Raw genomic sequence first — 25,648 nt, 5'->3', positions numbered from 1 at the left:
AGGCACCTCGCAAGTCATATTGGGCACTGGCGTTTTCGACGTCGACCGAGTCTAGCCAGAGTTGTGCCCGGTCCGGGCGCGCACAGCCGAAACGCCAGCGATCGGTGTGGGCTGAGGCCAACCGGCTCGGTGCGACGATACGCAAACCGCAGCTGAGGGCGGGTGACCGGGCCGACTCAGGGCGGGTGGGGTTGGTGTCAGCGATTCCGCTCGTCATCTGGTGTCGCGACGCTGAAGGCAGATGGGTCGATCGGCGACCAGTCCAGCGCGACGCAGGGTTCGTCGCCGACCACCCACGCGTCGTGGCCAGGCTCGGCGGCAAATGCCTGGTTGGGTCCCACCAGAATCTCCAGACCGTCGTGGCTGCGCACCGCCATGTGCCCGCTCAGCACGTACCCGACGTGCCGCGCCGAGGCCCTGCCAGTTGTCGGGCCGACGTGGACCGACCACTTCCAGCCGGGTTGGTAGATGCCATGGCCGATGGCGACCGTGCCCAACAGTTCCATCACGACACGCACGCTGCCGTCGAGGAATCGCACGGTCCTGTCGGGTTGCTGTATCGCCTTGGTTTCCGCGTCTACATGTTGGTGGTTCATGAGCCTGGGCGCTGGGCGGAGCCGGTCAGCGGCTGACCGTCGGCGGCCTGCAGCAGACAGATGACGGTGCTGGGGGTGGGGTCTGCGCCCGTTCTGTCCTGCCGTGAGTCGATCAGCCAGGTCACCGCGTAGGGGCTGTCGTCGACGGCCTTGCCGGTGTAGGGCGCAAACCCCGCCGCGCATTCCCGATTGGCGACGTCGGCGACGGCGGAGTCGACGGCCACCGGAGCGCGTAAGTACACCTGAGCTAGATGCGTTGTCGCGCAATCGGTTACGGTGACGTAGATGCGGCTCAGGTCTGCCGGGGGAAGGTCGGCGACGCAATCCCCGACCTGCAGGTCAATCCATTTCTGTGTGCTCGAGCCGGGGGAGGCGGGCTGCGCCGGGACGGTAGCGGTGACCGCTGTTGCGGCTTTGGTGGGCGGCGCGATCGTGGATTCCTGCCCCGCTTGATGAGTGGTGGTGGCGCAGCCGGACAGCAATGGTATTGCGGCCAGGGCGCCCAACACATGTCGGTCTGCTACTCGCATGGCAGCCTCCTGAAAAGCATCGGCTAGCGGGGGAGTCTAGGCATTCGCACTGCCACGGGGAAGCGTAGTCACGCAAACGTCGGCTCGGTGGTGTTGGTCAGTGCCCGGTCCGGTTCCCCCGACGACATGGACAGCAGGCCCCGGACACAACGCGCAGCCAGCAGCCAGTTCGACGGCCGCCGCATGGCCAGCCCGCCCAGCAACTGTTTGATCATGGTCAGAGTGTCGAAATAGATGCGTTCGCAGACAAGGGTTTCCGCCTCGTCGAAAACGAAATAGGCGGTCATCCGGACCCGGAACCGGCTTCCGGTGGGCGGAATCTTGCCGAGGTAGCCGCGGTGGGTGCCCATCAGCCAGAACTCGACGATCACCGCGTCGGCACTGTGTCGCAAAGCGATGATTTCGTGGTCCTGGTCCTGGTCCTGGTCCGGGAACGCCGTTCGGGTGTAGTGGTAGTAGCCGCGCACCGCCTGGTCTCCGTCGTGGACGGTCATCTGCGGGATCAGCTCGTAGCGCGGGTGCGGAAAGGTGGACAGCACGTCGTCCCAGTCCTGACGGACCTCATCGTGGAAATGGTCGAGCACCAGCTTCTGGCGGGCCGCCAGCACCTCGGGAGCGGGAAACGCGGAAATGGGCATGCTTGACGATAGGCTCCGATCTCATCGACCGGCCAGATACTTTTGTTGGCCGACCCGGGCGGGCCCGGTCACGCCAGCGTCATCAAGCTCAGAAACGCCTGTGCCCGTTGACGTGTCACTGATCGGCGGCCCGGTGACGTCTTGTTCCGGAGTCCAGTCCTGCCGCGCTTGTACCGCATACCCCTATATGGTATCCATCTACTATGGATTGCAGCCGGGGATTTCCCACAACTCGCCGACACCACCCCCGGTAGTCAGGATGGATATCGCCGGACTATCCAGCTACGACTACCTACTCCAACGTGTGGCGACCGGCCGGCTGCGGCTGGTGCTGCTGCTGTCGCCGCCGCGCACCGGTTCGACGGCGCTTGCCAATGCCCTGGCGCGACACGGTCAGGTTGATGCGGTGGTGACCGAGCCGGCGGGCCAGTACCATCTGCGGGCCGATGCTCGGGTCGTCGAGACTTTTGGGCTGATCGCCGATGCGGTTGCTGCGGTTGGTCCGTGCCCGGCGTCCCGGCCGGCTGTCGTGCTGATCAAGGAGACCGCGCAACATATCGGGCCCGATCGGGAGTGGCGGGCTTGGCGCGCGATCATCGACAAGACTTTGGTGTTGGTGCGCCAGCCGGCGCTGGCCTTGGAGTCGCTGATCCTGATGACACTCGGGCTGGCGGACCTGTTGTCGGGAGGTTCCGAGGCCAGGCCCCGGCTGTGGCTCAGCCCAGCGGGGCGGGCGACCTGCCCGCCCGCCACACTGACCTGCTGGGCGGACTTCCTGGCACGGCTGCGCGAGGAACGCGACTTCAGCGGATTCGATGAAGGCCGTTTGCGTGCCCATTGGCATAAGAGCGCCTTGTTCGGCATGCCCAGCCTGCAACGCGAAGACTGGGCCAACGAGGCGCGACAGCGCAGGCTGGGAGATGTCGGTGACTTCGAGCCATACCTGGGCACCCCGCCCTGCGCTCTGAGCACACTGCCTGAACCGCTGGTGCGCCCATTCAACGATCGCCACTTCGCCTGGTCTGCGCTGTGGGATCTGTACGACAACACCCCGGCCGGCGACCAGGGGGTGGCGCTTGTCGATTTCGCTGCGGTGCAGGCCGATCCGCCTGCCCGGCTCGGCGCGCTCGCCGCGTTCCTCGGGTTGTCCCCGCGCGATCCCAGCGCCTCGCCCCCGATCGCGCGCTCAGGTTACGACACGCGCTGTCCGCAACTGCATGACGTGTTGTTCCGCGAGGCGAGGGCGAGGTCAGACATCGCGCCAGGCAATCGTCAGCCGCTGCCGATCGAAGGATTTCCGTCCTGGCTGCACCCCCAGTTGCGCGCGGCCCAGACGATCTACCGGAACCTGCATCGAGAGCTGCGTCAGCCGTGACCACTTGGATCGCCGCTTCGCGTTCTGTGGTCATCGGGCACGTCGTGTCCGTTCGGCCGCCAGACGCCGATTCTCTGATATGGTCACGGCAAAATGAGTGCCGTGCAGCCATTTTCCGAGAAGTTGAGCGCAAAGCTTAACGACATGCGCGAGGTGCTGCGGCCGGCAGAGCGACTTCGGCAACAGGCTCACGCGCTTGGCGGCCACCTCGGCAAGGGCGATAGCGTTCTCGATGTCGGGTGCGGGACGGGTTATCTGTCTGCGTACTTGCAGCAGATGTACGGGATATCCCCGAGTGGCATAGACGTCAAGGACGCTCGTCGTACCGAGATTCCGTTCCGCGAGTTCAATGGCACGTCAATTCCTTTTCCGGACAGGTCATTTGACCATGTTGTTCTCAGTGAAGTGCTGCATCACAGCCATGACCCGGTGGCGCTGATCAAACAGTGTTACCGAGTTGCGCGCCGCAGCATCATCGTGTTCGAAGACATGCCGGACGGACGGCTGGGCAAAGGCATTCTTTTCCTCCATGTCCACGTGTTCGCCCGCTACTACCGCTACCCATTTCGCCCGGCAACCAGAGGCTCCTACCGATCGGCACTAAATTGGTTGGGCGACAATGCATCCTGCGTTCTGCAGGCCCGGCAGCCACCAGAATGGCTCAGCGTGTACCCGCGCGAGCTATTCGTGTACGAGCTTGCCGAATCGGCTCAGTGGTGATCGCCAGGTCATGAGTCGCTGGCCATGGTCATCGTCTGGTTCGCCATTACTTCGCTGGCCGCGCGCTCGCCCGAGCGAATGGCGCCATCGATCCAGCCGCACATCTTGGCCGAGGTCTCGGTGCCTGCCCAGTGAATCCGGCCGCACGGCCTGCGCAGCGCATGACCGAACTGGGTGAGCACGCCCGGGGGAGTATGGCTGAGCATCCCACCGCCGGAGTAGCGCTCACGGCTCCAGTTCTGCTCGAAGTAGTCGAGCGGCTTCGCGGCCTTGGCGCCGAAGCGTTCCACCAGGGCGGCGAGCACCGCCTGACGTCGACCGTCGTCGTCGAGGCGCTCGTATTGCCGGGCGACCGGCCCCTCGATCACCACGCACAGCACCCCCGGTGTCCCGCTATTGGGGCTGGCATCGATGGTCAGCGTAGCCAGCGATGTCGGCGCGGCGCTTTGGCCACACAATCCATCGGCACGCCAGAACGGCTCGTCGTAGACGGCGGAGATCTTGACAACCGCGCCGCTGGGCATCCGCTGGTGCAGAAATGACCGATCGGTGGGAAGCATTGGTTCATAAACGATTTGGCTGGCGATCGCGAGCGGAACCGCGACGATCGTTCGGTTCGCCCGCACGGTTAGCCCCTCGGCTTGCACGGTCACGCCGCCGGAATCCTGGGTGATCGATCGGACCGGTTGGGACAGGTGGATCGCGTCGCCCAGCTCGGCGGCCATCGGCCCATAAACGGCGCCCATGCCACCGATCGGCCGGGCGTCTTGTGCGGCGCCCTTGCTGCCCAGCACGAAGCCGGGCCCACCGCCCGAGGCCATCTGGTACAGCACGAACAGCATCGATACCTCCGAGGCGTCGGAGGTGTAGCAGCCGGCGATCGCCGTTTCCAGGAGGTCGTGCGCTGCTTTGGACTTGACGTTGTTGCGCAGCCACTGGGCCAAGGTCATTCGGTCCCATTTCGCGGCTCGCTTGGCTTCCCAGGGCGCCTCGAGTGGAATCGTCTTGCACATCTGGCTGATTTCGAACATGGCTGTGCCCAGATTCATCGAGGCCAACGGGCTCAGGGTCCGCGGGATCGTGCCCTGGTAGCGGTACTGCTTGCCATCGACAACCATCATGGCTTCGCCGTCGGTGTACTGCTTGAACGCCGCGACTCCGAATTCCTTCATCAGCGCATAGATTCGGTGCTGAGTGGGGCCGATCCACGCGCCGCCCTTGTCGATCCACGACCCGTCTTCACGCACCACGGTGAAGGTTCGGCCGCCAACCCGGTCCCGAGCCTCCAGCAATGCCACCGAGTGACCGGCCTGCTTCAGCCGAAGCGCGGCGGTCAGGCCAGCGAACCCCGCACCCACCACGCATACATCGACCTCGGCCATGCTGAATAGGCCTACCGGCAAACGGCTTCGCAGTCAACGGCTCCACGCGACTGGTAGCCGTTTGATGCCATGAATGAACTGTGACAGCAACCGTGCCGGCTCCTCGGTCGCGACGACGTCAGGCATTTGCCGGCGCAATTCGTCGAATACAACTCTGATTTCACGGCGGGCCAGGTTTGCGCCCAGGCAGAAATGGGCACCTCCACCACCCAGGGCTCCGGCGTTGTTGATTAGCAGGCTTGTGAGCTGGGGAATTGTGGATTGAGGAGGTCTAGGCGGCGGTTGGCGGTCAAAGCGGTGATCCGGCAGGCTTCGGCGATGTTGTCGGCGCCGTTGAGGCGGTGCAGATTGATGGCGGTGTTGCGTAGCGTTGCTAGGACCTGTGCGCCGTTTCCGGTATGTGCCCTTTGACGGTCTTCGTCGAAGGTGACGTCGCGTATCCAGTGCAGGCTGTTCTCGATTCCCCAGTGTTGACGCATCCAGGTCATGATCGCGGTAGGGCGGGCGTGCTCGAACGGCAGGCTGCAGATGGCATAGACCACCTCCACGCTGCGCTGGTCGGTGGCGGTGATCAAGCGTTCACGAGTGATCCGGATGATTTGTTTTGCGTAGGGGAAGCCGATTCCTCGTGCAGCGGTGATGATTTGCAGGGTGCGGGTCTCGACACGGCCGTGGCCGCGGGAGTCGTCGGTAGCGGCTGCGGGCACCTCGGCCCAGGGCAGCGCGGTGATACGCGCAAGTATTTTGGCTTGGTTGGACTTGACGATCATCAGGTAGTGCGACTTCAAGGTGGCGCAGATCAACTTCGCGGTGACGACCTGGGTATGCATCGCATCCACGGTGACCAGCCACCACAAGCTACCCGGCAGCAGCGTGAGCAGGGCACGTACGCAGGGAATTTCATTGCTTTTCTCGGCGACAGCGAGTTGACCGAGCACCAATCGGGCACGGTGGGTGAACACCGACACGAGATGCGTGGCTGTCGCTTTGGCGCGTAAAGGCACCACGCAGCATCTTGCCGTCCAACGCGATCGGCACCAATCCACTGGGGTCGCTGCTGGCCACGTGTGCAGTGAAGTAACTGCCCATCCTGGCGTTGAGGTCGGCGGGGTCTAGCCGAGACAAAACAGCGCGGAAGGTCTTCTCACTGGGCCGCCGGAACCGGACCCCTAATTGGGCCAACACATCATCGGGAGCGGTGGCCGCCCATGTGGCAAAACCAGCATAGCCGCGCATCCCCGCGGCAGTGGCCAGAACCGCGATCGCCAACAAAGCCATCAGCGAATACCTCCGACCGCGTGGGTCCCTCGGGTCTGGCACCGAGGCCAACACATCGAGAAACTCCGATCCGATGAGCTCGCTGCGCTCACCAGGACTCCAGCGGTCGAACACCTCTGGAACCGACGACACAGGCAATACTGAAACGGTAGGCACGGGCAACTCCAGACCAACGACGAACAGTAACCAACTCGATCGTTCTCCAGATAGCCCGTGCCTACACTCCGGCCCCAATAGCGCGGCACCAAAGATCATCAACCCAGCTCACAAGCCTGCTAATCAACAACGCCGGAGCCCTGCTCCACCACCGAAGCCGACCTGCGGATTGGGGTTGCGGGTCACATCGAACGTCCAGGGATCGGCGAACTTCTCCTCATCGCGATTCGCCGAGCAGTACCACAGGGTGACCTTGTCGCCGGCCGCCATCTTGGTGCCCCGAAGGTCGACGTCCTGGCTCAACGTTCGGCGCATATAGACCACCGGCGAAGCCCATCGCACGATCTCCTCGACCGCGGTCGCGGCCAAACCGTCGAAGTCCGACCACCACTTGGCACGCTCGTCGGGGTAGCGCGACAGCGCCAGCATTCCGTGACTGATCGCATTGCGGGTGGTTTCGTTGCCGGCGACCACCAGCAGGATGAAGAACATCGCGATCTCCGACGAGGACAACCGCTCGCCGTCGACCTCGGCTTCCACCAGGCTGGTCGTCAGATCGCCGTGGTGGTTGACCCGACGATCATCGGCCAGCGCGGTGGCGTAGCCGCCGATGGCCATCGAAACTTGAAGGAACTCATCGAAATCGGTAGTCAGGTCGGGGTCGCCGAACCCGAGAATCACGTTCGTCCAATGAAAAATTTGCTCGTGGTCTTCTTCGGGAATCCCCATCATGTCGCAGATGATCTGCAAAGGCAGCGGGCCGGCGAGCTCGCTGACCAGGTCGGCTTGCCCGTCGGGATGGTTCTCGATCATGGCTGCGACCAACCGGTGGGCCCGCTCCCGCACCGAGGCTTCGATGCGGGCGACCACCTTCGGGGTGAACGCCCTGCTGACAATCGAGCGCAGGCGCTGGTGGCGCGGATCGTCGAGCACGATCATCGAGCCGAAGTATTCGGCCAGCTCCGGTGTCTGATCGTGGATCACGATGTTGGGACTGGAATGAAAGATTTCCGGATGCCGACTGGCGAAGTGGATATCGTCGTGCTTGGTCAGCGCCCAGCGCCCAGTGCCCCTTGCCCGCAGTGAGTCCGGCGAGTTCGATCGGGGGCCAGAAGGAGATGGGGGCTTCGCGGCGCAAGGTCGCGAAAACGCCGTCGCGGAAGTCGCCATCGCGTCCCCAGAACTCCAGCGAACCAAGTTCGATGTCGGCCAGTGGGACTTCCGGTGGCGGTGTCCCGTTAACCCGAGGCAGCAGGCCGGTGTTGAGGTTCGTGCTGAGGTCCATCGTGCTTCTCCTACGTCTCCGCTTCGTCGTTGAAGGGGTGACACTGGCGAGCTTAAACCGCTGGCGGCGACAACGTGGCGGTGCGGAGCCACCGCATGCGGTGGGTCAGTGTGTGCACACGGTGTGTCCGGGCGTTCCGGTCCCGGTCTGCTCGGTCACCACGCTGCCGTCAACCAGAATCCTGCAGGTAATGCTGCCCTGCCCTTGGGCGCTGAGCACGAAAACCTGCCCGCCGAAGGCGGTGAACTCCGACGACCAGGGCAGGTTGATGTTGGTCGCTCGCTGCTGGCCCTTGGCGGTTTGGTACGAGACGAACTCGGCGACGCCCGGGCCGCTCACTTCATAGCGGACCTGCTGAAACGGGTCGGCGTTCGCCACGCCGCAGGTGGCTGCGACGCCGACACCGATAGCGAGCAGAATCGCCGGTCCGCTGAGACGGCGCATGGGTCTGGCTGCCAATCGACTGGTCATGGTTTTCCATAGTGTCATCAGGTAGGACGGCATGTAAGTGGTTTGTTGGGCTCCCGCCCCGCCGGCACGAGTGCGTTTGGTGCCCGAGAACAGCGAGTGGACTCGTTGAAGACCCAAATGTGAGCCCTGATGCTAGATGTCGCCCCCGATCGCGCTTAGTGTGACGTAGTCAGGGAGGTGGCCGTTTATGTCGCAAAGTGGCGGGAAACGAGTGGTCGTCTGGGGCACCGGCTTCGTGGGCAGGATGGTGATTCCCGAAATCGTCAAGCATCCATTGTTTGAGCTGGTGGGTGTTGGTGTCAGCAATCCTGACAAGGTGGGGCGCGACGTCGGCGAAATCTGCGGACTTTCCGAGCCGGTGGGAATCAGCGCCACCGACGATGTCGACGCGCTGATCGCGCTGCGGCCCGACGCGCTGGTGCATTACGGCCCGACGGCGATGCACGCGCAGGACAACATCTCACTCATCACGCGCTTCCTGCGGGCCGGCATCGACGTCTGCTCGACCGCAATGACGCCGTGGATCTGGCCGACGATGCACCTGAACCCGCCGCAGTGGATTCAGCCCATCACCGAGGCTTGCACGTTGGGGGAGTCGTCGTGCTTCACCACCGGCATCGACCCGGGATTCGCCAACGACTTGCTTCCCATGACCCTGATGGGTTTGTGTTCGGAGGTCCGGCGTGTGCGGGCCTCCGAACTGCTGGACTACACGAACTACGAGGGCGATTACGAAAAAGAGATGGGCATCGGCCGCGAGCCCGAATTCAGCCCGATGCTGGAAAACCGCGACGTGCTGATCTTCGCGTGGGGCGCCACCGTGCCGATGATCGCTCATGCCGCCGGGATCATGCTCGATGAGATCACTACCACCTGGGAAAAGTGGGTGACCCCCACCGAGCGCAAGTCGGCCAAGGGCCTCATCAAAGCGGGCCACGTGGCCGCGGTGCGGTTCACCATCAATGGGGTCTATCAGGGCGAAACCCGCATCCAACTGGAACACGTCAACCGCATCGGCCACGATGCCGCGCCGGACTGGCCCTCCGGCCACGACGACGACGTCTATCGGGTGGATATCGAAGGAACTCCCAGCATCTTCCAGGAGACCGCGTTCCGGTTCACCGACGGTTCCGGGCGAGATCCAGCCACCGCCGGGTGTCTGGCGACCGGCATGCGGGCGCTCAATGCGGTGCCTGCCGTCAACGACTTGCCGCCGGGCTGGGTCACCGCGCTCGACCTGCCGCTGATTCCAGGCGCGGGCACAATCCGTTGACCTGCGTCGATTGCTTGGCGTTGAAGTGCTTATACAGCTGGCGCATAGCTGGCGCAGAGATTGGCTATAGGTTCTATCGACAGAATTTGAGTTAGGCGGGTGGCGTGCCGCCGGACATGGGGACTTACTAGATGGCAGAGGGAGCACGGCCCGCGCTGGGTCTATCGATCGGTGCCACCAATCTGGCGGCGGTAACCGCCGATAGCGCCATCCTGCGAAAGCCCGTACTGACGCTGTACCGACAGCGTCCACCCGAGATCGGACTGCCGTCGGAGAACCCGAGGCTGGATCAGTCCGGTTTGGTGATCAGCGACTTCGTGGACCGCGTCGGGGACCAGATCGGCATCGTCGCGGCCGACGGGTCGGTGCATCGCAGCGAGGCATTGGTGGCCGATGCGTTGCGGGCGTTGGCATATACGGCCACCGGCGGTCACACCCTGCCCGCCAGTACCGCAGTCGCCTATCCCGCTCACTGGACCACGAGCGCGGTAGACGCATTGGGCGCCGCATTGGGCCGGGTTCCGGAATGGTCGCCGGCGGGGCAGCCTCTGCTGCTGATCCCGGACGCCGCGGCGGCGTTGTTCGCCGCGCGTGCCAACCCTGGCATCCCGGCCCGCGGCGTCGTCGCGGTCTGCGATTTCGGTGGCAGCGGTACCAGCATCACGCTGGCCGACGCCTCCGGCGAATATCAGCCCCTGGGTGCAACGGTGCGGCACCCGGATTTCTCCGGCGATCTGATCGATCAGTCGCTGTTGACCTACGTCATGTCCGAGATGCCGGCGAAGGGTTCTTTCGATCCGTCGGGGACCTCGGCGATCGGCTCATTGAACCGGTTGCGCGCCGAGTGCCGCCAGGCCAAGGAGCAGCTCTCCCTCAGCACGGTGGCCACGCTGTCTGACGCGCTGCCCGGGGAACGAGTTGGACGAGACGATCCGCGATTCGCTCGATGGATTTGCCCGCGTTGTCGAACACACGCTGCAGCGCGCCGGCGTCCCCGCCGCGGACCCGGTCGCCATCGTCACCGTCGGTGGTGGCGCCAATATCCCGTCGGTCACCACAACGCTGTCGGGGCGCTTCGGCGTACCGGTGATTACCGCACCCCGCCCGCAGCTGACAGCCGCGACCGGCGGGGCGCTGCGGGCTGCCCGGGGACCAGGTGATTCCAGTGCGACGGTGTTGATCTCAGCGGCACCGATGACCCAGACCGCGATGGCGCCGCTGGACCCAGACGTCGGGGCGGTAGCGGCGGCCGACGCGCCGGTGTCGGCGTTGCAGCCCGCTTTGGCATGGTCGGAAGCCGACGACCAATCCCGGGCGATGCCGGTGGTCGGCGACGATTATTCGGGGGCTTCCGGCTACACCTCCGCGCGGCCCCAGCTGACCTTTGAAGAGAATGCCCGGGCGGAGCCGGCGCCCAAGTCCGTGGTGATCCCGTGGTACCGCCTGCCCGGAGTAATCATCGTCGCAACGGTGGTTGCGGTGCTGCTCGTCGGCGCCGCGGTCGCGATCGCGCTGAGCTCCGGAGAACAGCCGGCGACTCGCTCGCCCGAAGCGACCACGTCCCCGCCCACCTCGGCCCCCGCAGCCGTGCCACCGGTGACCGATGCCGGAACTTCCGCGCCCGCGCCGTCCACTCAGCCACCTGCCTCCCAGGAGCCGGCGCCGCCGCCGACACAGCAGGCGCCCCCGCCGCCGTCGACCGAGGCACCGCCGCCCTCAACCACACAAGCCCCGGTCACCACCCAGCCTCCGGCCACCACCGAGGCGCCGCCGGCAACCACCCAGCCGCCGGTCACCACCGAGGCGCCGCCCACCACGCAGGCGCCGGCGACACAGCAACTGCCCACGCCGCCCCCGATCCCGCCCATTCCCCAGATTCCGCCCATCCCGCAGATCCCGGGAATCGGTTTCCCGCAGGTGCCGCAGGTGCCGCAGATACCTCAGGTGCCTCAGGTGCCGGGAGTTCCCGGGTTCGGCCAAGTCATCGCGCCGCAGGTCATTGCGCCGCAAGTAATTGCGCCCCAGGCGGCAAACGGTCAATGAGGTGAGCGACCGCCCCGCGGCGTTCAGCTGGCGGCATCCTTGAGGACGCGCTCGTTGTAGGCCTTGTCTTGGGCGTAGTTTTCTTCGGCGCTCCACTCGCCGGTCCCGTCGGCCTTGCCTGCTGTGGCGACGTCTTTGGCCTTCGCCGCTGGGGCGTTCCGGTCACCGGCGGCTTTGGGGTCGCCGTTTTCGTCGAGCCAGTCGTTGACCGCGGTCCCGGTGATGGTCTTGCCGGAACCGGGTAACACCAGCGTCGGCCGGTCCTCATAGGCAGTCATCATCTCGGCGGCCTTGTCTTGGGCGCCTTGGTCCGGCTCGATGTTGTCGCAACGATCCGGCTCCTCATGTTGGTCGGCCGGCTGATCTTGGGCTGCAGTCATGGCTCTTGCTCCCTGCGCAGTTAGTTGCGGTTGTGACCGACCCTCTGCTCCGGTTACCCATCCCGGTGCCGGGTCGAAACGCGCGCTACCGCGATCAGGCGCGCTTGGCAAGCACCAGCGATGCCAGCGGAATCCGCATCGGCTCGGGCTGGCTTGCCAGCCGGTCGGCGACGGAAGCCTCCAGCTGCTCGATGAACGCGGTTGCGCGAGGGTCGCCGGTCCCGCAGTCCAACGCGGCCGCGAGCGTGGGGAACAATGCCGCCCGGGCGAAGCCGGCTCACTGCGCTCCGAAAGCCTCTGCGTCGCCGTCTGATTGGAAGGCGGACCAGAACCGGTCCTCGGCGTTGAACACGTCGAGCTGCTCGATGGTCAGACCCTCGAACCAGCCGCGCGGCGCAAACGGAGCGCGCAGGTCCTTTTCGGCCCGGGCGACCACAGGTATCGCCATGCGTCGCAGCTCTTCTGGGCGCAGCAGCCCGTCGCGCACCTGATCGTTGAGCGCCGCCACAAGCGCGTCGTTCATCGGTCGATAGCCGAAGTGGCCGTGTTCGTCGAGCGCCATTGTCAGCACCACCAATCGCCCGCCCGGACACAGCTCCCGCCCCCGGAAGGCAAGAAAGTCTTGCCAATCCGTGGCGGCCTGGTGCGCGTATGCCGCGCGCGCTCGCTCGTCTTTGCTGTAGGCGACTTGCACGTGATCGGTGAGTTCCGGCGCCCCCGCGGGGATTCGGCTAAGCCATTGGATCGCCCATGAACTCCAGCCCAGGCTCACCGTATTGCTGGGCAGGATCTGGGTATAAAACGACCGGCCGACTGCCGATGCGAAGCTCGCCGAGTCATGGTGCAGGTAGCTGTCCGGGTCATCGGCCAAGGTGCGGAACAAGGCAGTGAAATCGTTGTCCGGTACATCGTTGTGCGCCACCATGATTGCGCGATCTTCGCGGATGCGCCGGCGACGTGCGTTGATCGCGGCCATCATGGGCTTGAGTGAATTGTGGCCGGTGGCCACCCCATAGTCGGCGATGACGACCGGTTGCGGTGCATCGGGCAGCGGCACGGTTTGGGCGGCCTTTTCGAACAGCGTGATGGCCGGCGACAAGCCCGCGGCCTGTAGTCTTGACGACTGGCTGTAGGTCGCACTTTCCATTGGCGCCGGCCGGACCACCACACTTGACTCCGGCAGCCTGATCTCCCGTGGCATGTCAGCTCGACGTGGGGTAACCGACACCCGTGAGACGTTCGGAAACCTCCCAAAGGCGTTGGCAGTCAGCGTCATTGCCAGCACGAGCGGGCACCTTGGCCGCCCTCACACCGCCACCGGCCGCCTCATAGAAGCCCCGCGGGCCGTAGAAAGCACCGCCCTCGGCCTGCGGTGTAACGGCGGCGTAGAGCGCCGGCAGGATCCCGTCTTCGATTTCTTGCCAAAGGAACGGAGCGAAACGCCATGAGGTGGTGTAGAACCGCTGCATCAGTGCCGGCTTCTCCCGCCCATGCGAAGGCCCGCTGATCTGCAGGTTGGTCTTGGTCAGTCCTGGGTGCGCCGCGTTGGACATCACGCCCCAACCCGCCGCCCGGCTGCGACGGTCCAGCTCGCGCGCGAACATCAGTACCGCCAGCTTGGATTGACCGTATGCCGTCATCGCAGCGTATGACTTCTCGAACTGCAGGTCGTCAAAGTGGATACGGCCACGCCGGGCCGCCAGGCTACTCAGCGATACCACCCGCGCGCCTTGCGCCGCGCGCAGCAGCGGCAGCACGTGCGCGGTCAGCGCGAAGTGTCCGAGATGGTTACTGCCGAACTGCAATTCGAAGCCGTCGGCGGTGGTATCACGTTCGGGCGGAGTCATGACGCCGGCGTTGTTGATCAGGATGTCGATCGGGCGGCCCTCGGAGTTGAGCTGGTCACCCAATGCGGCTACCGACGCCAGCGAGGACAGATCGAGCGCTTTGATACTCAACTTGGCATCGGGCACGGCACTGCGGATCTCCTCGATCGCCGCCTCGCCCTTGGCGCGGTTACGGATTGCCATCACCACATCGGCGCCCGCCGCCGACAGCCGCCGGGCCAGCCCAAAACCCAACCCGCTATTGGCTCCGGTGACTATCGCGAGTTTTCCGGACAGATCGGGCACGGTGGCGATGAGATCGCTGGCCATGCGTATCACTCCCTTTCCGGTGTTGCTGTCCAGTGTGCGCTTTTCCCCGCTATCCGCGAGTCGGAGCGGCATGCTTTAGCCCATGGTCCCGCACCCGAGAGCGCTCCGGCGGCGTGCTTTCGGGTGGACGGCAGCATTGGCCCTCGGCACGCTACCCGCGCTCGCTTTCCCGGCGCCATCGTGGTGGTGGTTGGCCTGGTTCGCGCTGGTGCCGCTGCTGCTGCTGGTGCGGGCAGCGGCGACGTCCGGCGATGGTGCGGTGCGGGCCGGTTGCGGTGTTGCCGGCTTCGTGCTGGCCAACCAGTACTGGTTGGCCGCCAGCATCGGCCCGCTGCTGGCGTTGTTGGCTCTCGGAATGGGCGCGTTGTGGTTGCCGTGGGGTTGGGTTGCGCACCGCCTGCTGTCGGCACCGCTTTCCGCCGCCCGCGCGGCTGGGGCACTGGCCGTCGTACCGAGCGCCTGGGTGGTGGCAGAAGCGGCGCGGTCCTGGCCGCCATTGGGCGGTCCGTGGGCTCCGCTGGGTGCGTCGCAATGGAACCAGCCCTACACGCTGGCGTCGGCATCGGTGGGCGGGGTGTGGCTGACCAGCTTTCTGGTGATGGCCGTCAATACCGCCATCGTGGCCGGCATCGTGGGCCGAGGGCTGCCCCGGCTGGTGCTGCTGGGCTGCGCGGTGGCGGGGGTGGGCCTCGGACCGCTGTGGTACCTCGTTGGCCCAGCTCCCGCTGCGGGTCCGGCGATTCGGGTGGCGCTGGTGCAGCCGGGCCCCATCGCCGACTCGACGGCCCGCCAGGCGGCCGGTGAAGAACTGACCGCCGGCTTGGTGGGTCAACGGCCGGACCTGGTGGTCTGGGGGGAAAGCAGCGTCGGCCACGACCTGGCCGAACATCCCGGCGACCTGGCCCGGCTGGCGGACCTGTCCGCGCGGGTTGGCGCGGATCTGCTGGTCAATGTCGATGCGCGGGCACCGGGCGGGGGCATCTACAAGTCGTCGGTGCTGCTCGGTGAGCACGGCGTGGCGGGCAGCTACCGCAAGACCCGCTTGGTGCCGTTTGGTGAATACGTTCCGCTGCGGCGGTTGGTTGGCTGGATCACCCAGGGCACCAAGGCCGCCGCGGAGGACCGGCGGCGGGGAACCGGCCCGGTGGTGCTGCATGCCGGACCGCTGGCCATCGGATCGCTGATCAGCTACGAGACGACGTTTTCCGATCTGGCCCGACGCGAAGCGCTGCTGGGCGCCGAGTTGTTGGCATTCCAGAGTTCCACCTCGTCGTTTCAAGGGAGTTGGGCGCAGCCGCAGTTGGCCAGCCAACCCGCGGTGCGTGCCGTCGAAGTGGGGCGACCCGCGGTGCACGCCGGGTTGTCCGGTGACAGTTCGGCCTTCGACGCCCGGGGACGCCGGCTGGCGTGGTGCCCGTCGGACTTCGCGGGCGTGACGGTGGACAGCATCGAGCTGGGTTCGCGCGACACGCTGTATCGACGACTGGGGGATTGGGTGCCGGTGACGGCCCTGGTGGTGCTGGCGGGATACGCCGGCTCAGCTGGGCTTCGCCGCTATCGAATGCGTGACACACTGCGTGCATGACTAGCAGACGGGTCGCCAAGTTTTCGCTGACCGTTGCCATCCTCACGTTGGTGGTGTCGGTGGCCGGCTTCATCGTCACCCTGGTGCTCAACGCGTTCTTCCTGGACAAGTACGACGCGTACGGCGAGGTGGCGATCCCCGGTTCGGGCAGCGTGCATTTGCCGGCCGGAGATGTCACCGTCAGCCTGCACACGCTGGTCATCGGCGGCACCAACGGCGTTGGCCTGCCGGTGCCGCCGTTGGGGATCTCGATCAGTCCGCCCGACGGAGTACCGCAACCGGAGGTAACCGAAAGTATCGGCAGCACAACGACGGTCAACAACGACGCCCACGTACGGGTATGGATGGTCCGCGTTCCCGTCGAGGCCACCTACCGCGTCACGACCGACGGTGAGGTCGGCGGATACATCAACCCCCGGCTGGCGTTCGGGCACCAGAGTTCGTATGGCTGGTTGGTGTGGGTTTTCGTCGCCATGTTCGGCGTCGGGCTGATCGACTTGGTGCTTTCGGTGGTGTGGTTGAGCCGCAGCCGCCCGGCCGCATCGGCGTCGCCGGCCAGCCCCTACTTTGCCGAAGCACCCGTCCTGGCTTCCCACCCCAGCGATCCGCCCAGGACGGCCTACGAGCCCAGCGACAACGGGATCAGGCTGGACGGCTCAAGACGCTGGCGGCGTTGCGCGATTCGGGGGCGCTGACCGAGGAGGAATTCCAGAGCGAGAAACGCCGGATCCTCGACGGCAGATAGCCGGCGTCGCGCGGGCTCGTGGCTTGCTTGCCGATCTCGGTGAGCGTTTGACCTGTTGCGCCCTAGTGGCCGCGGGCCACCCATTCTTCGTAGTGCACGATTTCGTCGCCGATGGTGGTGCTGTCGCCATGGCCGGTATGCACGACGGTGTCGCCGGGCAGCTTGCCCAGCCGTTCGGATATCGACTGCAGGATGGTCGGGAAGTCGGAAAACGAGCGTCCCGTCGCGCCGGGTCCGCCGCAAAACAGCGTGTCCCCGCTGAACACCATATCCAGCTCCGGGGCGTACCAGCACACCGATCCCGGGGAGTGGCCCGGAGTGTGCAGTGCGCGTAGCTCGGTACCGCCGACCCGCAGCGTCTCAACGTCAGAGACAGCGCGAAAGTCCTTGTCCGGATGGGTCATCCGCCACAGCATCTCATCGCCGGGGTGGAGCAGCACCGGAGCGTCGAGTGCCGCGCTGAGTTCGGGAGCCACCGTCACGTGGTCGTTGTGGCCGTGGGTGCACACCACCGCAACCACATTGCGGCCGGCGACCGCCTCGATGATCGGAGCCGCCTGATGGGCGGCGTCGAAGACCACCACATCGGAGTCGTCGCCGACCAGCCAGATGTTGTTGTCGACTTCCCAACTGCCGCCGTCGAGTTCGAAGGTTCCGTGGGTCACCACCCGGTCGATGTGAACCACTACAACACCACCACCGAGCGCAGCACCTTGCCGGCGTGCATCTTCTCGAATGCCTCCTCGATACCGCCCAGACCGATCTGCTCGGAAACGAACTTGTCCAGCGGAAGCCGGCCCTGCAGGTAGAGGTCGATCAGGGTGGGGAAGTCGCGCTCGGGTAGGCAATCGCCGTACCAGGACGACTTCAACGCGCCACCGCGGGAGAAGAAGTCCACCAGCGGCATGTCCAGCCGCATGTCGGGGGTGGGAATCCCCACCAGGACAACGGTTCCGGCCAGATCGCGAGCGTAGAACGCCTGCTTCCAGGTTTCGGGCCGGCCGACCGCGTCGATCACCACGTCGACCCCAAAGCCGCCGGTGAGGTCCTGGATCGTTTCGACGACGTCGAGTTCGCGGGCGTTGACGGTGTGGGTGGCGCCGAAGGCGCGCGCCCACTCCAGTTTGGTGTTGTCGGTGTCGACGGCGATGATCTTCTTGGCTCCGACCAGCGCCGCACCGGCGATGGCGGCATCACCCACGCCGCCACAACCGATCACCGCGACGGTGTCATCGCGGGTGACGCCACCGGTGTTGACCGCGGCGCCCAGTCCGGCCATCACCCCGCAACCCAACAGGCCCGCCACGGCGGGGTCGGCCGCGGGATCAACCTTGGTGCATTGGCCGGAGTGCACCAGCGTCTTGTCGGCGAATGCCCCGATGCCCAGTGCCGGGGTGAGTTCGGTGCCGTCGGTCAGTGTCATCTTCTGCTCGGCGTTGAACGTGTCGAAACAGTAGCTCGGCCGGCCCCGTTTGCAGGCCCGGCACTGGCCGCACACCGCACGCCAGTTCAGGATCACGAAATCGCCTGGCTCCACGTTGGTTACCCCGGGCCCAACCGCTTCGACCGTGCCCGCGGCCTCGTGGCCCAACAGGAACGGGTACTCGTCGTTGATGCCGCCCCCGCGGTAGGTCAGATCGGTGTGACAAACGCCGCAAGCGCTGATATCGACGACGGCTTCGCCGGGCCCGGGATCCGGGACGACGATGTCCACCAATTCAACGGGTTCGCCCTTTTTCCGGGAAATTACGCCGCGCACTGTCTGACTCATGGCCTCTAACCTACTGTTCGGCATTCGCGGCGGTTGCGCCGCGCCTGCGCTCGCGGCGCCCATATTGCGTTGAGCTTTGGTCCCGATAGCCGGCCCGACGGGCGGCGATGCCGGTGTAGCGTCGCTGAGCATGACGGCAATCGACGGCGGAACCGAAACCACGGAGGAATTCGGCGGCAGAATTGTCGCGGCCATCGACAGCGCCGGTTTGACGATCTTGCTCAGTGTCGGACATCAGACCGGGCTGCTGGATGTCATTTCTCAATTGCCGCCGTCCACTAGCGCCCAAATCGCCGAGGCGGTGGGCCTCGACGAGCGCTATGTGCGGGAATGGCTGGGCGGGATGACGGCCGGGCAGGTGATCGAGTACGACGCCGAGACGGCCACATATTCGCTGCCCGAACATCGCGCGGCCATGCTGACGCGGGCCGCCGGCCCGAACAACCTGGCCCGCGTGACGCAATTCATCTCACTGCTCGGAGAGGTCGAACAGAAGGTGATCGCCTGCTTCCGGGAAGGGGGCGGTGTGCACTACACCCAATACCCGCGCTTTCACACGCTGATGGCCGAGATGAGCGGCGAGGTATTCGACAGTGCGCTGGTCGACGTGATTGTGCCGCTGGTCGAGGGCCTTCCCGAACGCTTGCAGGCCGGCGCGGAGGTGGCCGATTTCGGTTGCGGTAGCGGTCACGCGGTCAACCTGTTGGCGCAGGCATTTCCGAAAAGCCGGTTCACCGGCATCGACTTCTCCGAGCCAGCCATCGCGGCTGCCTCCCAGGAGGCGCAGCGTCGCGGCCTGTCCAACGCAACCTTTCAATCTCGGGATCTGACCACCCTGGACGATGTCGGGGTCTACGACGTCATCACCGCCTTCGATACCATTCACGATCAGGCGCAGCCGGCGCGCGTGCTGGAGAACATCTACCGCGCGCTGCGGCCCGGCGGCGTGCTGCTGATGGTCGACGTCAAGGCGTCGAGCCGACTCGAAGACAACGTCGGCAACCCGATGAGCACCTACCTGTACACAATTTCGATGATGCACTGCATGACCGTGTCGCTGGCGCTGGACGGCGTCGGCTTGGGGACGGTGTGGGGCAGCCAGCTGGCCACCAAGATGCTGGCCGACGCCGGATTCGAGGACGTGACGGTGGCCGAGATCGAGTCGGACCCGCTGAACAACTACTACATCGCCAGGAAGTGACGAACCGCCACGATGGCTGCTCTGGACGCTCTTGATGATTGGCCGGTACCGGCCGCCGCCGCAGCGGTGATCGGCCCTACCGGTGTGTTGGCGACGCACGGCAATGTCGAGAAGGTCTTCGCGTTGGCCTCGGTGACCAAACCGATGGCGGCGCGCGCCGCGCAGATCGCGATCGAGGAAGGCGTCGTCGACCTCGACACCCCGGCGGGCCCGCCCGACTCCACCATTCGCCACCTCCTGGCGCACACCTCGGGCCTGTCAATGCACACCAATCAGGTGCTCGCCCGGCCCGGGACCCGCCGCATGTATTCCAACTACGGCTTCACCGCGCTGGCCGAAGCCGTGGCGCAGGAATCCGGAATCGAGTTCAGTAGCTATCTGGCCGAGGCGGTGTTCGAGCCGCTGGGCATGTCGACGAGCAAGCTGGAAGGCGGCGCGGCCGCGGCCGGGTTCGGGGCCACCTCGACGGTTGGCGACCTGGCGCTGTTCGCGGGCGACCTGTTGCGTCCGTCGACGGTCTCCCCGCCGATGCACGCCGAGGCGATCGCCGTGCAGTTTCCCGGTCTGGACGGTGTGTTGCCCGGATTTGGTGTGCAGCGCCCCAACGACTGGGGGCTGGGATTTGAGATCAAGAGCGCCAAGTCGCCGCACTGGACCGGTATCCGCAACTCGCCGCGAACCTACGGCCATTTCGGGCAGGCGGGCGGCTTCATCTGGGTGGATCCCGAAGCCGACCTGGCGCTGGTGGTCCTTACCGACCGTGATTTCGGGGACTGGGCGCGAGAGCCCTGGCCAGCGCTTTCGGACTCCGTACTAGCCGAATATGCCTAATGCGAACTGCACACTAGCGCAACAGGGGTCTCACAGGGCACAATAGACACGCAAGACATCAAAAATCGCAGAAGTTTCGTCGCAGGCATCCCGCCTATCGGGTTCACCAGGTCGTTGGGGAAGACGTCCCTCGTGGAACCGAAGGAGTAAGAGATGCGTGCATCGAATCAGTTCGCCGACGTGACGAGCGGCGTGGTGTACGTCCACGCCTCTCCAGCGGCGGTGTGCCCGCATGTCGAGTGGGCACTGTCGTCGACCCTGCATGCCAAGGCCAACCTGGTCTGGACGCCGCAGCCGGCGATGCCTGGCCAGTTGCGTGCCGTCACCAACTGGGTCGGGCCGGTGGGCACCGGCGGCCGGCTGGCCAACGCGTTGCGCTCGTGGTCGGTGCTGCGGTTTGAGGTCACCGAGGATCCCAGCCCCGGCGTGGACGGGCAGCGGTTCTGCCACACTCCGCAGCTCGGCTTGTGGAGCGGGGCGATGAGCGCCAACGGCGACACCATGGTGGGTGAGATGCGGCTTCGGACCCTGATGGCGCAGGGGGCGGACACCCTTGCTGCCGAATTGGACTCGGTGCTCGGAACGGCGTGGGACGAGGCGCTGGAGGATTACCGCGACGGTGGCGACACCGGTGAGGTGACCTGGCTCAGCCGCGGCGTCGGCTAGTCCGGCTAGCTGACCGGCACCGCGACCGGTTTGGCCGACAACGGCATATCGACGTTGCCTTTGCACGCGCCGCTGTAGATGTTGGTGTGAAAGACGCCGGTGAGAATTCCGTAGTCGCCGGGCGTGTACACCGAGATGGATTTGGCCGGGTTGTACTCAATGGTGCCGTCCGGCAGTAGACAATCCCAATTCCAGGTCATCTCGCGTACCCATTGGGACCCGTTCCAGGTGAATTCGATTGATTGCGGCATGGATTCATTTTTGGGCGGGGGAGGGTTATTCACCGTCGCAGTGCAGACGCCCGCCGAGCAGCTGGAGCTAATGGAGACGCTGGTCCGGTGGGCAAACTCGGGTTGGCTGGCCGCGATGCTGGTGCCGGCAGGGCTCCGGCGTTGTTGATTAGCAGGCTTGTGAGCTGGGTTGATGATCTTTGGTGCCGCGCTATTGGGGCCGGAGTGTAGGCACGGGCTATCTGGAGAACGATCGAGTTGGTTACTGTTCGTCGTTGGTCTGGAGTTGCCCGTGCCTACCGTTTCAGTATTGCCTGTGTCGTCGGTTCCAGAGGTGTTCGACCGCTGGAGTCCTGGTGAGCGCAGCGAGCTCATCGGATCGGAGTTTCTCGATGTGTTGGCCTCGGTGCTAGACCCGAGGGACCCACGCGGTCGGAGGTATTCGCTGATGGCTTTGTTGGCGATCGCGGTTCTGGCCACTGCCGCGGGGATGCGCGGCTATGCTGGTTTTGCCACATGGGCGGCCACCGCTCCCGATGATGTGTTGGCCCAATTAGGGGTCCGGTTCCGGCGGCCCAGTGAGAAGACCTTCCGCGCTGTTTTGTCTCGGCTAGACCCCGCCGACCTCAACGCCAGGATGGGCAGTTACTTCACTGCACACGTGGCCAGCAGCGACCCCAGTGGATTGGTGCCGATCGCGTTGGACGGCAAGATGCTGCGTGGTGCCTTTACGCGCCAAAGCGACAGCCACGCATTTCGTGTCGGTGTTCGCCCACCGTGCCCGATTGGTGCTCGGTCAACTCGCTGTCGCCGAGAAAAGCAATGAAATTCCCTGCGTACGTGCCCTGCTCACGCTGCTGCCGGGTAGCTTGTGGTGGCTGGTCACCGTGGATGCGATGCATACCCAGGTCGTCACCGCGAAGTTGATCTGCGCCACCTTGAAGTCGCACTACCTGATGATCGTCAAGTCCAACCAAGCCAAAATACTTGCGCGTATCACCGCGCTGCCCTGGGCCGAGGTGCCCGCAGCCGCTACCGACGACTCCCGCGGCCACGGCCGTGTCGAGACCCGCACCCTGCAAATCATCACCGCTGTACGAGGAATCGGCTTCCCCTACGCAAAACAAATCATCCGGATTACTCGTGAACGTTTGATCACCGCCACCGACCAGCGCAGCGTGGAGGTGGTCTATGCCATCTGCAGCCTGCCGTTCGAGCACGCCCGCCCTACCGCGATCATGACCTGGATGCGTCAACACTGGGGAATCGAGAACAGCCTGCACTGGATACGCGACGTCACCTTCGACGAAGACCGTCAAAGGGCACATACCGGAAACGGCGCACAGGTCCTAGCAACGCTACGCAACACCGCGATCAATCTGCACCGCCTCAACGGCGCCGACAACATCGCCGAAGCCTGCCGGATCACCGCTTTGACCGCCAACCGCCGCCTAGACCTCCTCAATCCACAATTCCCCAGCTCACAAGCCTGCTAATCAACAACGCCGGAGCCCTGCTGGTGCCGGTCTTCGCATTGGCGGCGAGCGTCAGAATGTAATCCCCATTCCATGCCGCAACTTCACCCGCGTAAGCCGGCGGCGCGAAACACAACGAGACGCAAAACCAAGCCGCTGCCGCGGCTCCAAGTCCGGTTTGGTGAGGCCTCGACATCTTTCCTCCCAGGTGAGCGGCTCTGAGAAAGATGTCGTATTCGGTGCATTAGGTGTTACAGGAAGGGGCGTCGACAGGTCGCCCGAGAATTGGCATCGGCGACCCGGCAGCGCTGCAAATGATTATCGGTCGTTGGGCCGCAATATCTGCAGTGCGCCCGCAACCGCGGAGATATTGGCCGGCAATGGGCACGCGTAGTCACCGTCGGCATACACGTTGATGCCAGGGCATTCAACGTCGATGGACTTGGCTCGTGCGGTGGTCACTTCGTCGAGCTCCACATGAGTGCCCTTGACCACCGTCGGGAACAGCCGCAGGAATCTGCTGCGCGGGCCGGATCGCACCATGGTGATGTCCAGCAGACCGTCGGTACGGTCGGCGTTGGGGCACATCAGCATCCCGCCGCCGTAGCTGCGGGTGTTGCCGAAGGTCGCCAGCGTGAGGTCGGTTTCGATCTCCTCGGTGCCGTCGAGCACGAGCCGGAATGGCAATGGCCGCAGCTGCGACAGTTCGACCAGCATCGCGATGTAGTACCGCAGTCGTCCGTGTGGCCAGGTCATCCGGTTGGCCCGGTCGGTTACCAGCGAATCGAAACCGGTTGCGGCCAGGGTGCCAAACCATTTGTCGCACTTGTCTTTGCCGCTGCCGGCCTGAATCCGGCCCAGGTCGATGGTTTCGGTCCAGCCGTCCACCACGATGTCCGCGGCGGCTTCGGCATCCTTTGTGGGAATCTCGAATTCACGTGCGTGATCGTTGCCGGTGCCGGCCGGGACGATGCCCAGCGGGACATCGGTTTCGGCCAGCACCTGCAACGCGTTGGAGATGACGCCGTCGCCGCCGGTCACGACGACCGCATCGGTGCCCTTCTCGACCGCCGCGGCCAGCAGGTAGCGCGCATCCTCGGCGTTTTCACCAACGATCTCGATGACCTCGACGCCACGATGATGCAGCCGGGCGATCGCGTGCTGGGCGGCCTGGACCGCGGCACCATGTCCGGACAGCGGATTGGTCAGGGCGGTCACCTTGCTGATGCTGCGCTGACGTAGTTGCCCTGCCAACGGGTTGACCGGGTTCTCGGGGGTCACGGAATCAGCTTGCCGGGGTTGAGGATCCCAGCCGGGTCCAGGGTGGCCTTGACCGCGCGCAACAGCTGCACACCCAGGTTGCCCACCTCGTCGCGCATCCAGGGCCGGTGGTCGGCGCCGACGGCGTGGTGGTGCGTGATGGTTGCGCCGGTGGCCATCATCGCATCGGATGCGGCCTTCTTGGCGGCCATCCATTGCTCGATCGGATTACCCCGCTGCCCGGCGACGACGGTGAAGTACAGCGATGCACCGGTGGGGTAGACGTGCGAGACGTGGCACATCACCAGCGCCGGGGTGCCCGACTCCGCCAACGATGTGGTGAGTGCCTCGGTAACCGCGGCTTTGACCGCGGCAATGTTGGACCAGTCGGTGGCCGTCTCGAGGGTTTCGCAGAGCGCACCGGCGGCCAGCAATGAATCGCGCAGGTAGGGAGCGCTGAACCGGCCATGCTCCCAGCTCTGGGCCGGGCCTTTACCCAGCGACTTGCCGCCATGGGCCTCCAGCGACGCGCGGGTCTCGGCGTGCCTGCTTTCGGTGTGTTCCTTGGTGCCCTCGAACAGGGTCAGCCCCAGACATCCGCCGGTTACCTGGTTTTCGCCGATCGACTCGTGGGTGGCCAGGTTGATCCCGGTTTCGGCCTCATCGGAAAGGCGCACCACGGTCGGGCCGGTGCCGGTCTGGGTGATCGCGCGCAGGGCTGCGACCCCGGTGCTGAAGTCCGGAAACGACCACGCCTCATATCGGGTGGTTTCGGGCACCGGGTGCACCCGCAGCCGCACCTTGGTGATGACACCGAAAACACCTTCCGAGCCGATCGCCAGCTGACGCAGGTCCGGACCGGCGGCGGAGGCGGCCACCCGACCAAGATCCAGCACGCCTGCCGGAGTGATCATGCGCAATCCGATGATCATGTCGTTGAAGCGGCCATACCCGGCCGAGTCCTGGCCTGAGGACCGGGTCGCCGCGAAGCCGCCGATGGTTGCGTATTCGAAGCTCTGCGGGAAGTGCCCGAGAGAGAAGCCGCGCTCGCCGAGCAGCCGTTCGGCGTCCGGGCCGGCGACGCCGGCGCCCAGTTCGGCGATGCCCGAGACTTCGTCGAGGGAGTGCAGTTCGTTGAACCGGCGTAGGTCCAGCGAGATCACGGCGCTGAACTGGCCGCGGTTGGGGTCCAGCGCACCGGTCACGTTGGTGCCGCCCCCGAACGGGACGATCGCAATGCCCTGATCCGAGCAGTACCGCAGGATCTCGGCAACGGCCTGGTCGTCGCCGGGCAGCAGGACCGCGTCTGGCGCATCCTGGATGCCGGTGTCCTTCCGTCGCAGCATGTCGGGGGTGGACTTGCCGCCAGCGCGCAGCAGCCGGTCGCGGTCGGCGGTGCGCATGTATTCGGGCCCGACAATCTTGGCCAGCGCATCCTGATCGCTTTGCGACAACGCGCACGGGCGCAGCTTGACCTGGTCGGCGCCGAGTTCGGCTTCGCCTGAATCCTCAAGGCCCACAACCTGCTTCAGGAGGGCCCGGATGCCGTCGGAGAGCGGCTTGGCTGCGGCGGGATCTCCCCACGCGTTCCATTTCATCGG

18 protein-coding genes and 8 pseudogenes are annotated in these 25,648 nt (G+C 65.3%); 10 read left to right on the top strand and 16 right to left on the bottom strand.

All coding sequences use genetic code 11. The features are described 5' to 3' along the window. Positions 1 to 197: 197 nt before the first annotated feature. The 3 genes from CKW46_RS19600 to CKW46_RS19590 form a co-directional block, all read right to left on the bottom strand. Complete coding sequence (locus CKW46_RS19600) at positions 198 to 596, bottom strand: cupin domain-containing protein (protein WP_011739460.1); 399 nt, start codon at positions 594 to 596, stop codon at positions 198 to 200. After that, the gene (locus tag CKW46_RS19595) at positions 593 to 1,126 is read right to left on the bottom strand and encodes a hypothetical protein (protein WP_012395012.1); all 534 of its coding nucleotides are present in this window, start codon (positions 1,124 to 1,126) and stop codon (positions 593 to 595) included. Before CKW46_RS19595 ends, CKW46_RS19600 begins: the two co-directional genes overlap by 4 nt. A 68-nt stretch (positions 1,127 to 1,194) precedes the next feature. After that, entirely contained in the window at positions 1,195 to 1,764 is a 570-nt protein-coding gene (locus tag CKW46_RS19590; RefSeq protein ID WP_117435312.1) for an ester cyclase, read from the bottom strand. A gap of 328 nt (positions 1,765 to 2,092) precedes the next feature. On the opposite strand from CKW46_RS19590, the gene CKW46_RS19585 reads away from it, so the two are divergent. Next, complete coding sequence (locus tag CKW46_RS19585; protein ID WP_482052282.1) at positions 2,093 to 3,139, top strand: hypothetical protein; 1,047 nt, start codon at positions 2,093 to 2,095, stop codon at positions 3,137 to 3,139. Positions 3,140 to 3,232: 93 nt separating this feature from the next. Then, positions 3,233 to 3,859 (top strand): class I SAM-dependent methyltransferase, encoded by a 627-nt coding sequence (locus CKW46_RS19580; RefSeq protein WP_015356283.1) that lies wholly within the window; start codon positions 3,233 to 3,235, stop codon positions 3,857 to 3,859. A gap of 8 nt (positions 3,860 to 3,867) precedes the next feature. Here the strand turns inward: CKW46_RS19580 and CKW46_RS19575 are convergent, their stop codons facing one another. The 5 genes and pseudogenes from CKW46_RS19575 to CKW46_RS19555 all read right to left on the bottom strand — a co-directional run bounded on the left by CKW46_RS19575 (position 3,868) and on the right by CKW46_RS19555 (position 8,404). Continuing rightward, the gene (locus CKW46_RS19575; protein ID WP_240274720.1) at positions 3,868 to 5,241 is read right to left on the bottom strand and encodes a flavin monoamine oxidase family protein; all 1,374 of its coding nucleotides are present in this window, start codon (positions 5,239 to 5,241) and stop codon (positions 3,868 to 3,870) included. A 33-nt stretch (positions 5,242 to 5,274) separates the two neighbouring features. Then, positions 5,275 to 5,451, bottom strand: a pseudogene (locus CKW46_RS19570) (cytochrome P450); the annotation flags it as partial. A 20-nt stretch (positions 5,452 to 5,471) separates the two neighbouring features. Next, positions 5,472 to 6,675, bottom strand: a pseudogene (locus CKW46_RS19565) (ISAs1-like element IS2404/ISMul1 family transposase). Positions 6,676 to 6,819: 144 nt separating this feature from the next. Continuing rightward, a pseudogene (locus CKW46_RS19560) lies at positions 6,820 to 7,960 on the bottom strand (cytochrome P450); the annotation flags it as partial. A gap of 105 nt (positions 7,961 to 8,065) precedes the next feature. After that, on the bottom strand, positions 8,066 to 8,404 hold the full coding sequence (locus CKW46_RS19555; RefSeq protein WP_012395006.1) for an MmpS family transport accessory protein: 339 nt from the start codon (positions 8,402 to 8,404) through the stop codon (positions 8,066 to 8,068). A 214-nt stretch (positions 8,405 to 8,618) separates the two neighbouring features. Here CKW46_RS19555 and CKW46_RS19550 point away from each other — a divergent pair, with 214 nt between their 5' ends. Together CKW46_RS19550 and CKW46_RS19545 are read left to right on the top strand one after the other, a co-directional pair. Beyond that, positions 8,619 to 9,704, top strand: coding sequence for an NAD(P)H-dependent amine dehydrogenase family protein (locus CKW46_RS19550; RefSeq protein WP_482052281.1), 1,086 nt, complete (start codon positions 8,619 to 8,621; stop codon positions 9,702 to 9,704). A 131-nt stretch (positions 9,705 to 9,835) separates the two neighbouring features. Next, positions 9,836 to 11,747, top strand: a pseudogene (locus CKW46_RS19545) (Hsp70 family protein). 23 nt (positions 11,748 to 11,770) lie between these two features. On the opposite strand, the gene CKW46_RS19540 reads toward CKW46_RS19545, so the two are convergent. The 3 genes and pseudogenes from CKW46_RS19540 to CKW46_RS19530 form a co-directional block, all read right to left on the bottom strand. Then, entirely contained in the window at positions 11,771 to 12,127 is a 357-nt protein-coding gene (locus CKW46_RS19540) for a hypothetical protein (RefSeq protein WP_015356275.1), read from the bottom strand. 94 nt (positions 12,128 to 12,221) lie between these two features. Further along, positions 12,222 to 13,328, bottom strand: a pseudogene (locus tag CKW46_RS19535) (class I SAM-dependent methyltransferase). Between the two features lies 1 nt (position 13,329). Next, positions 13,330 to 14,283, bottom strand: a complete 954-nt coding sequence (locus CKW46_RS19530) for an SDR family oxidoreductase (protein WP_012395001.1) — start codon at positions 14,281 to 14,283, stop codon at positions 13,330 to 13,332. Between the two features lie 82 nt (positions 14,284 to 14,365). On the opposite strand from CKW46_RS19530, the gene lnt reads away from it, so the two are divergent. Together lnt and CKW46_RS19520 are read left to right on the top strand one after the other, a co-directional pair. Further along, positions 14,366 to 15,868, top strand: coding sequence for an apolipoprotein N-acyltransferase (lnt, locus tag CKW46_RS19525; protein WP_482052280.1), 1,503 nt, complete (start codon positions 14,366 to 14,368; stop codon positions 15,866 to 15,868). Further along, positions 15,865 to 16,613 (top strand): annotated as a pseudogene (locus CKW46_RS19520) (SHOCT domain-containing protein). The gene lnt and the pseudogene CKW46_RS19520 overlap by 4 nt, the downstream one beginning before the upstream one ends. A 62-nt stretch (positions 16,614 to 16,675) precedes the next feature. Here the strand turns inward: CKW46_RS19520 and CKW46_RS19515 are convergent. Both CKW46_RS19515 and CKW46_RS19510 read right to left on the bottom strand, forming a co-directional pair. Then, positions 16,676 to 17,299, bottom strand: a complete 624-nt coding sequence (locus CKW46_RS19515) for an MBL fold metallo-hydrolase (RefSeq protein ID WP_482052279.1) — start codon at positions 17,297 to 17,299, stop codon at positions 16,676 to 16,678. Further along, positions 17,299 to 18,384 carry an S-(hydroxymethyl)mycothiol dehydrogenase gene (locus tag CKW46_RS19510; protein WP_482052278.1) on the bottom strand — a complete coding sequence of 362 codons (1,086 nt, stop codon included), beginning with the start codon at positions 18,382 to 18,384 and terminating at the stop codon, positions 17,299 to 17,301. The genes CKW46_RS19515 and CKW46_RS19510 overlap by 1 nt, the downstream gene beginning before the upstream one ends. A gap of 139 nt (positions 18,385 to 18,523) precedes the next feature. Between CKW46_RS19510 and CKW46_RS19505 the strand changes: the two genes are divergently transcribed. From CKW46_RS19505 to CKW46_RS19495, 3 genes are all read left to right on the top strand, one after another. Continuing rightward, positions 18,524 to 19,585, top strand: coding sequence for a class I SAM-dependent methyltransferase (locus tag CKW46_RS19505; protein ID WP_085981931.1), 1,062 nt, complete (start codon positions 18,524 to 18,526; stop codon positions 19,583 to 19,585). Between the two features lie 12 nt (positions 19,586 to 19,597). After that, the gene (locus CKW46_RS19500; RefSeq protein WP_012394996.1) at positions 19,598 to 20,416 is read left to right on the top strand and encodes a serine hydrolase domain-containing protein; all 819 of its coding nucleotides are present in this window, start codon (positions 19,598 to 19,600) and stop codon (positions 20,414 to 20,416) included. 153 nt (positions 20,417 to 20,569) lie between these two features. Continuing rightward, positions 20,570 to 21,082, top strand: coding sequence for a DUF3145 domain-containing protein (locus CKW46_RS19495; protein ID WP_011739477.1), 513 nt, complete (start codon positions 20,570 to 20,572; stop codon positions 21,080 to 21,082). Between the two features lie 5 nt (positions 21,083 to 21,087). Here the strand turns inward: CKW46_RS19495 and CKW46_RS19490 are convergent. Further along, a pseudogene (locus tag CKW46_RS19490) lies at positions 21,088 to 21,459 on the bottom strand (Rv2253 family sensor-like surface protein); the annotation flags it as partial. A 145-nt stretch (positions 21,460 to 21,604) separates the two neighbouring features. On the opposite strand from CKW46_RS19490, the pseudogene CKW46_RS19485 reads away from it, so the two are divergent. Then, a pseudogene (locus CKW46_RS19485) lies at positions 21,605 to 22,808 on the top strand (ISAs1-like element IS2404/ISMul1 family transposase). A 297-nt stretch (positions 22,809 to 23,105) separates the two neighbouring features. Here CKW46_RS19485 and CKW46_RS19480 read toward each other — a convergent pair. Both CKW46_RS19480 and CKW46_RS19475 read right to left on the bottom strand, forming a co-directional pair. Beyond that, on the bottom strand, positions 23,106 to 24,041 hold the full coding sequence (locus tag CKW46_RS19480) for a diacylglycerol kinase (RefSeq protein WP_193376299.1): 936 nt from the start codon (positions 24,039 to 24,041) through the stop codon (positions 23,106 to 23,108). A gap of 23 nt (positions 24,042 to 24,064) precedes the next feature. Continuing rightward, complete coding sequence (locus tag CKW46_RS19475) at positions 24,065 to 25,645, bottom strand: FAD-binding oxidoreductase (RefSeq protein ID WP_117435307.1); 1,581 nt, start codon at positions 25,643 to 25,645, stop codon at positions 24,065 to 24,067. Positions 25,646 to 25,648: the final 3 nt, after the last annotated feature.

This window comes from Mycobacterium liflandii (assembly GCF_022354805.1).
GTDB classification, from domain to species: Bacteria; Actinomycetota; Actinomycetes; order Mycobacteriales; family Mycobacteriaceae; genus Mycobacterium; species Mycobacterium marinum.
The sequence above is the reverse complement of the archived record's forward strand: the minus strand, read 5'-3'. Positions and strand labels throughout refer to the sequence as shown.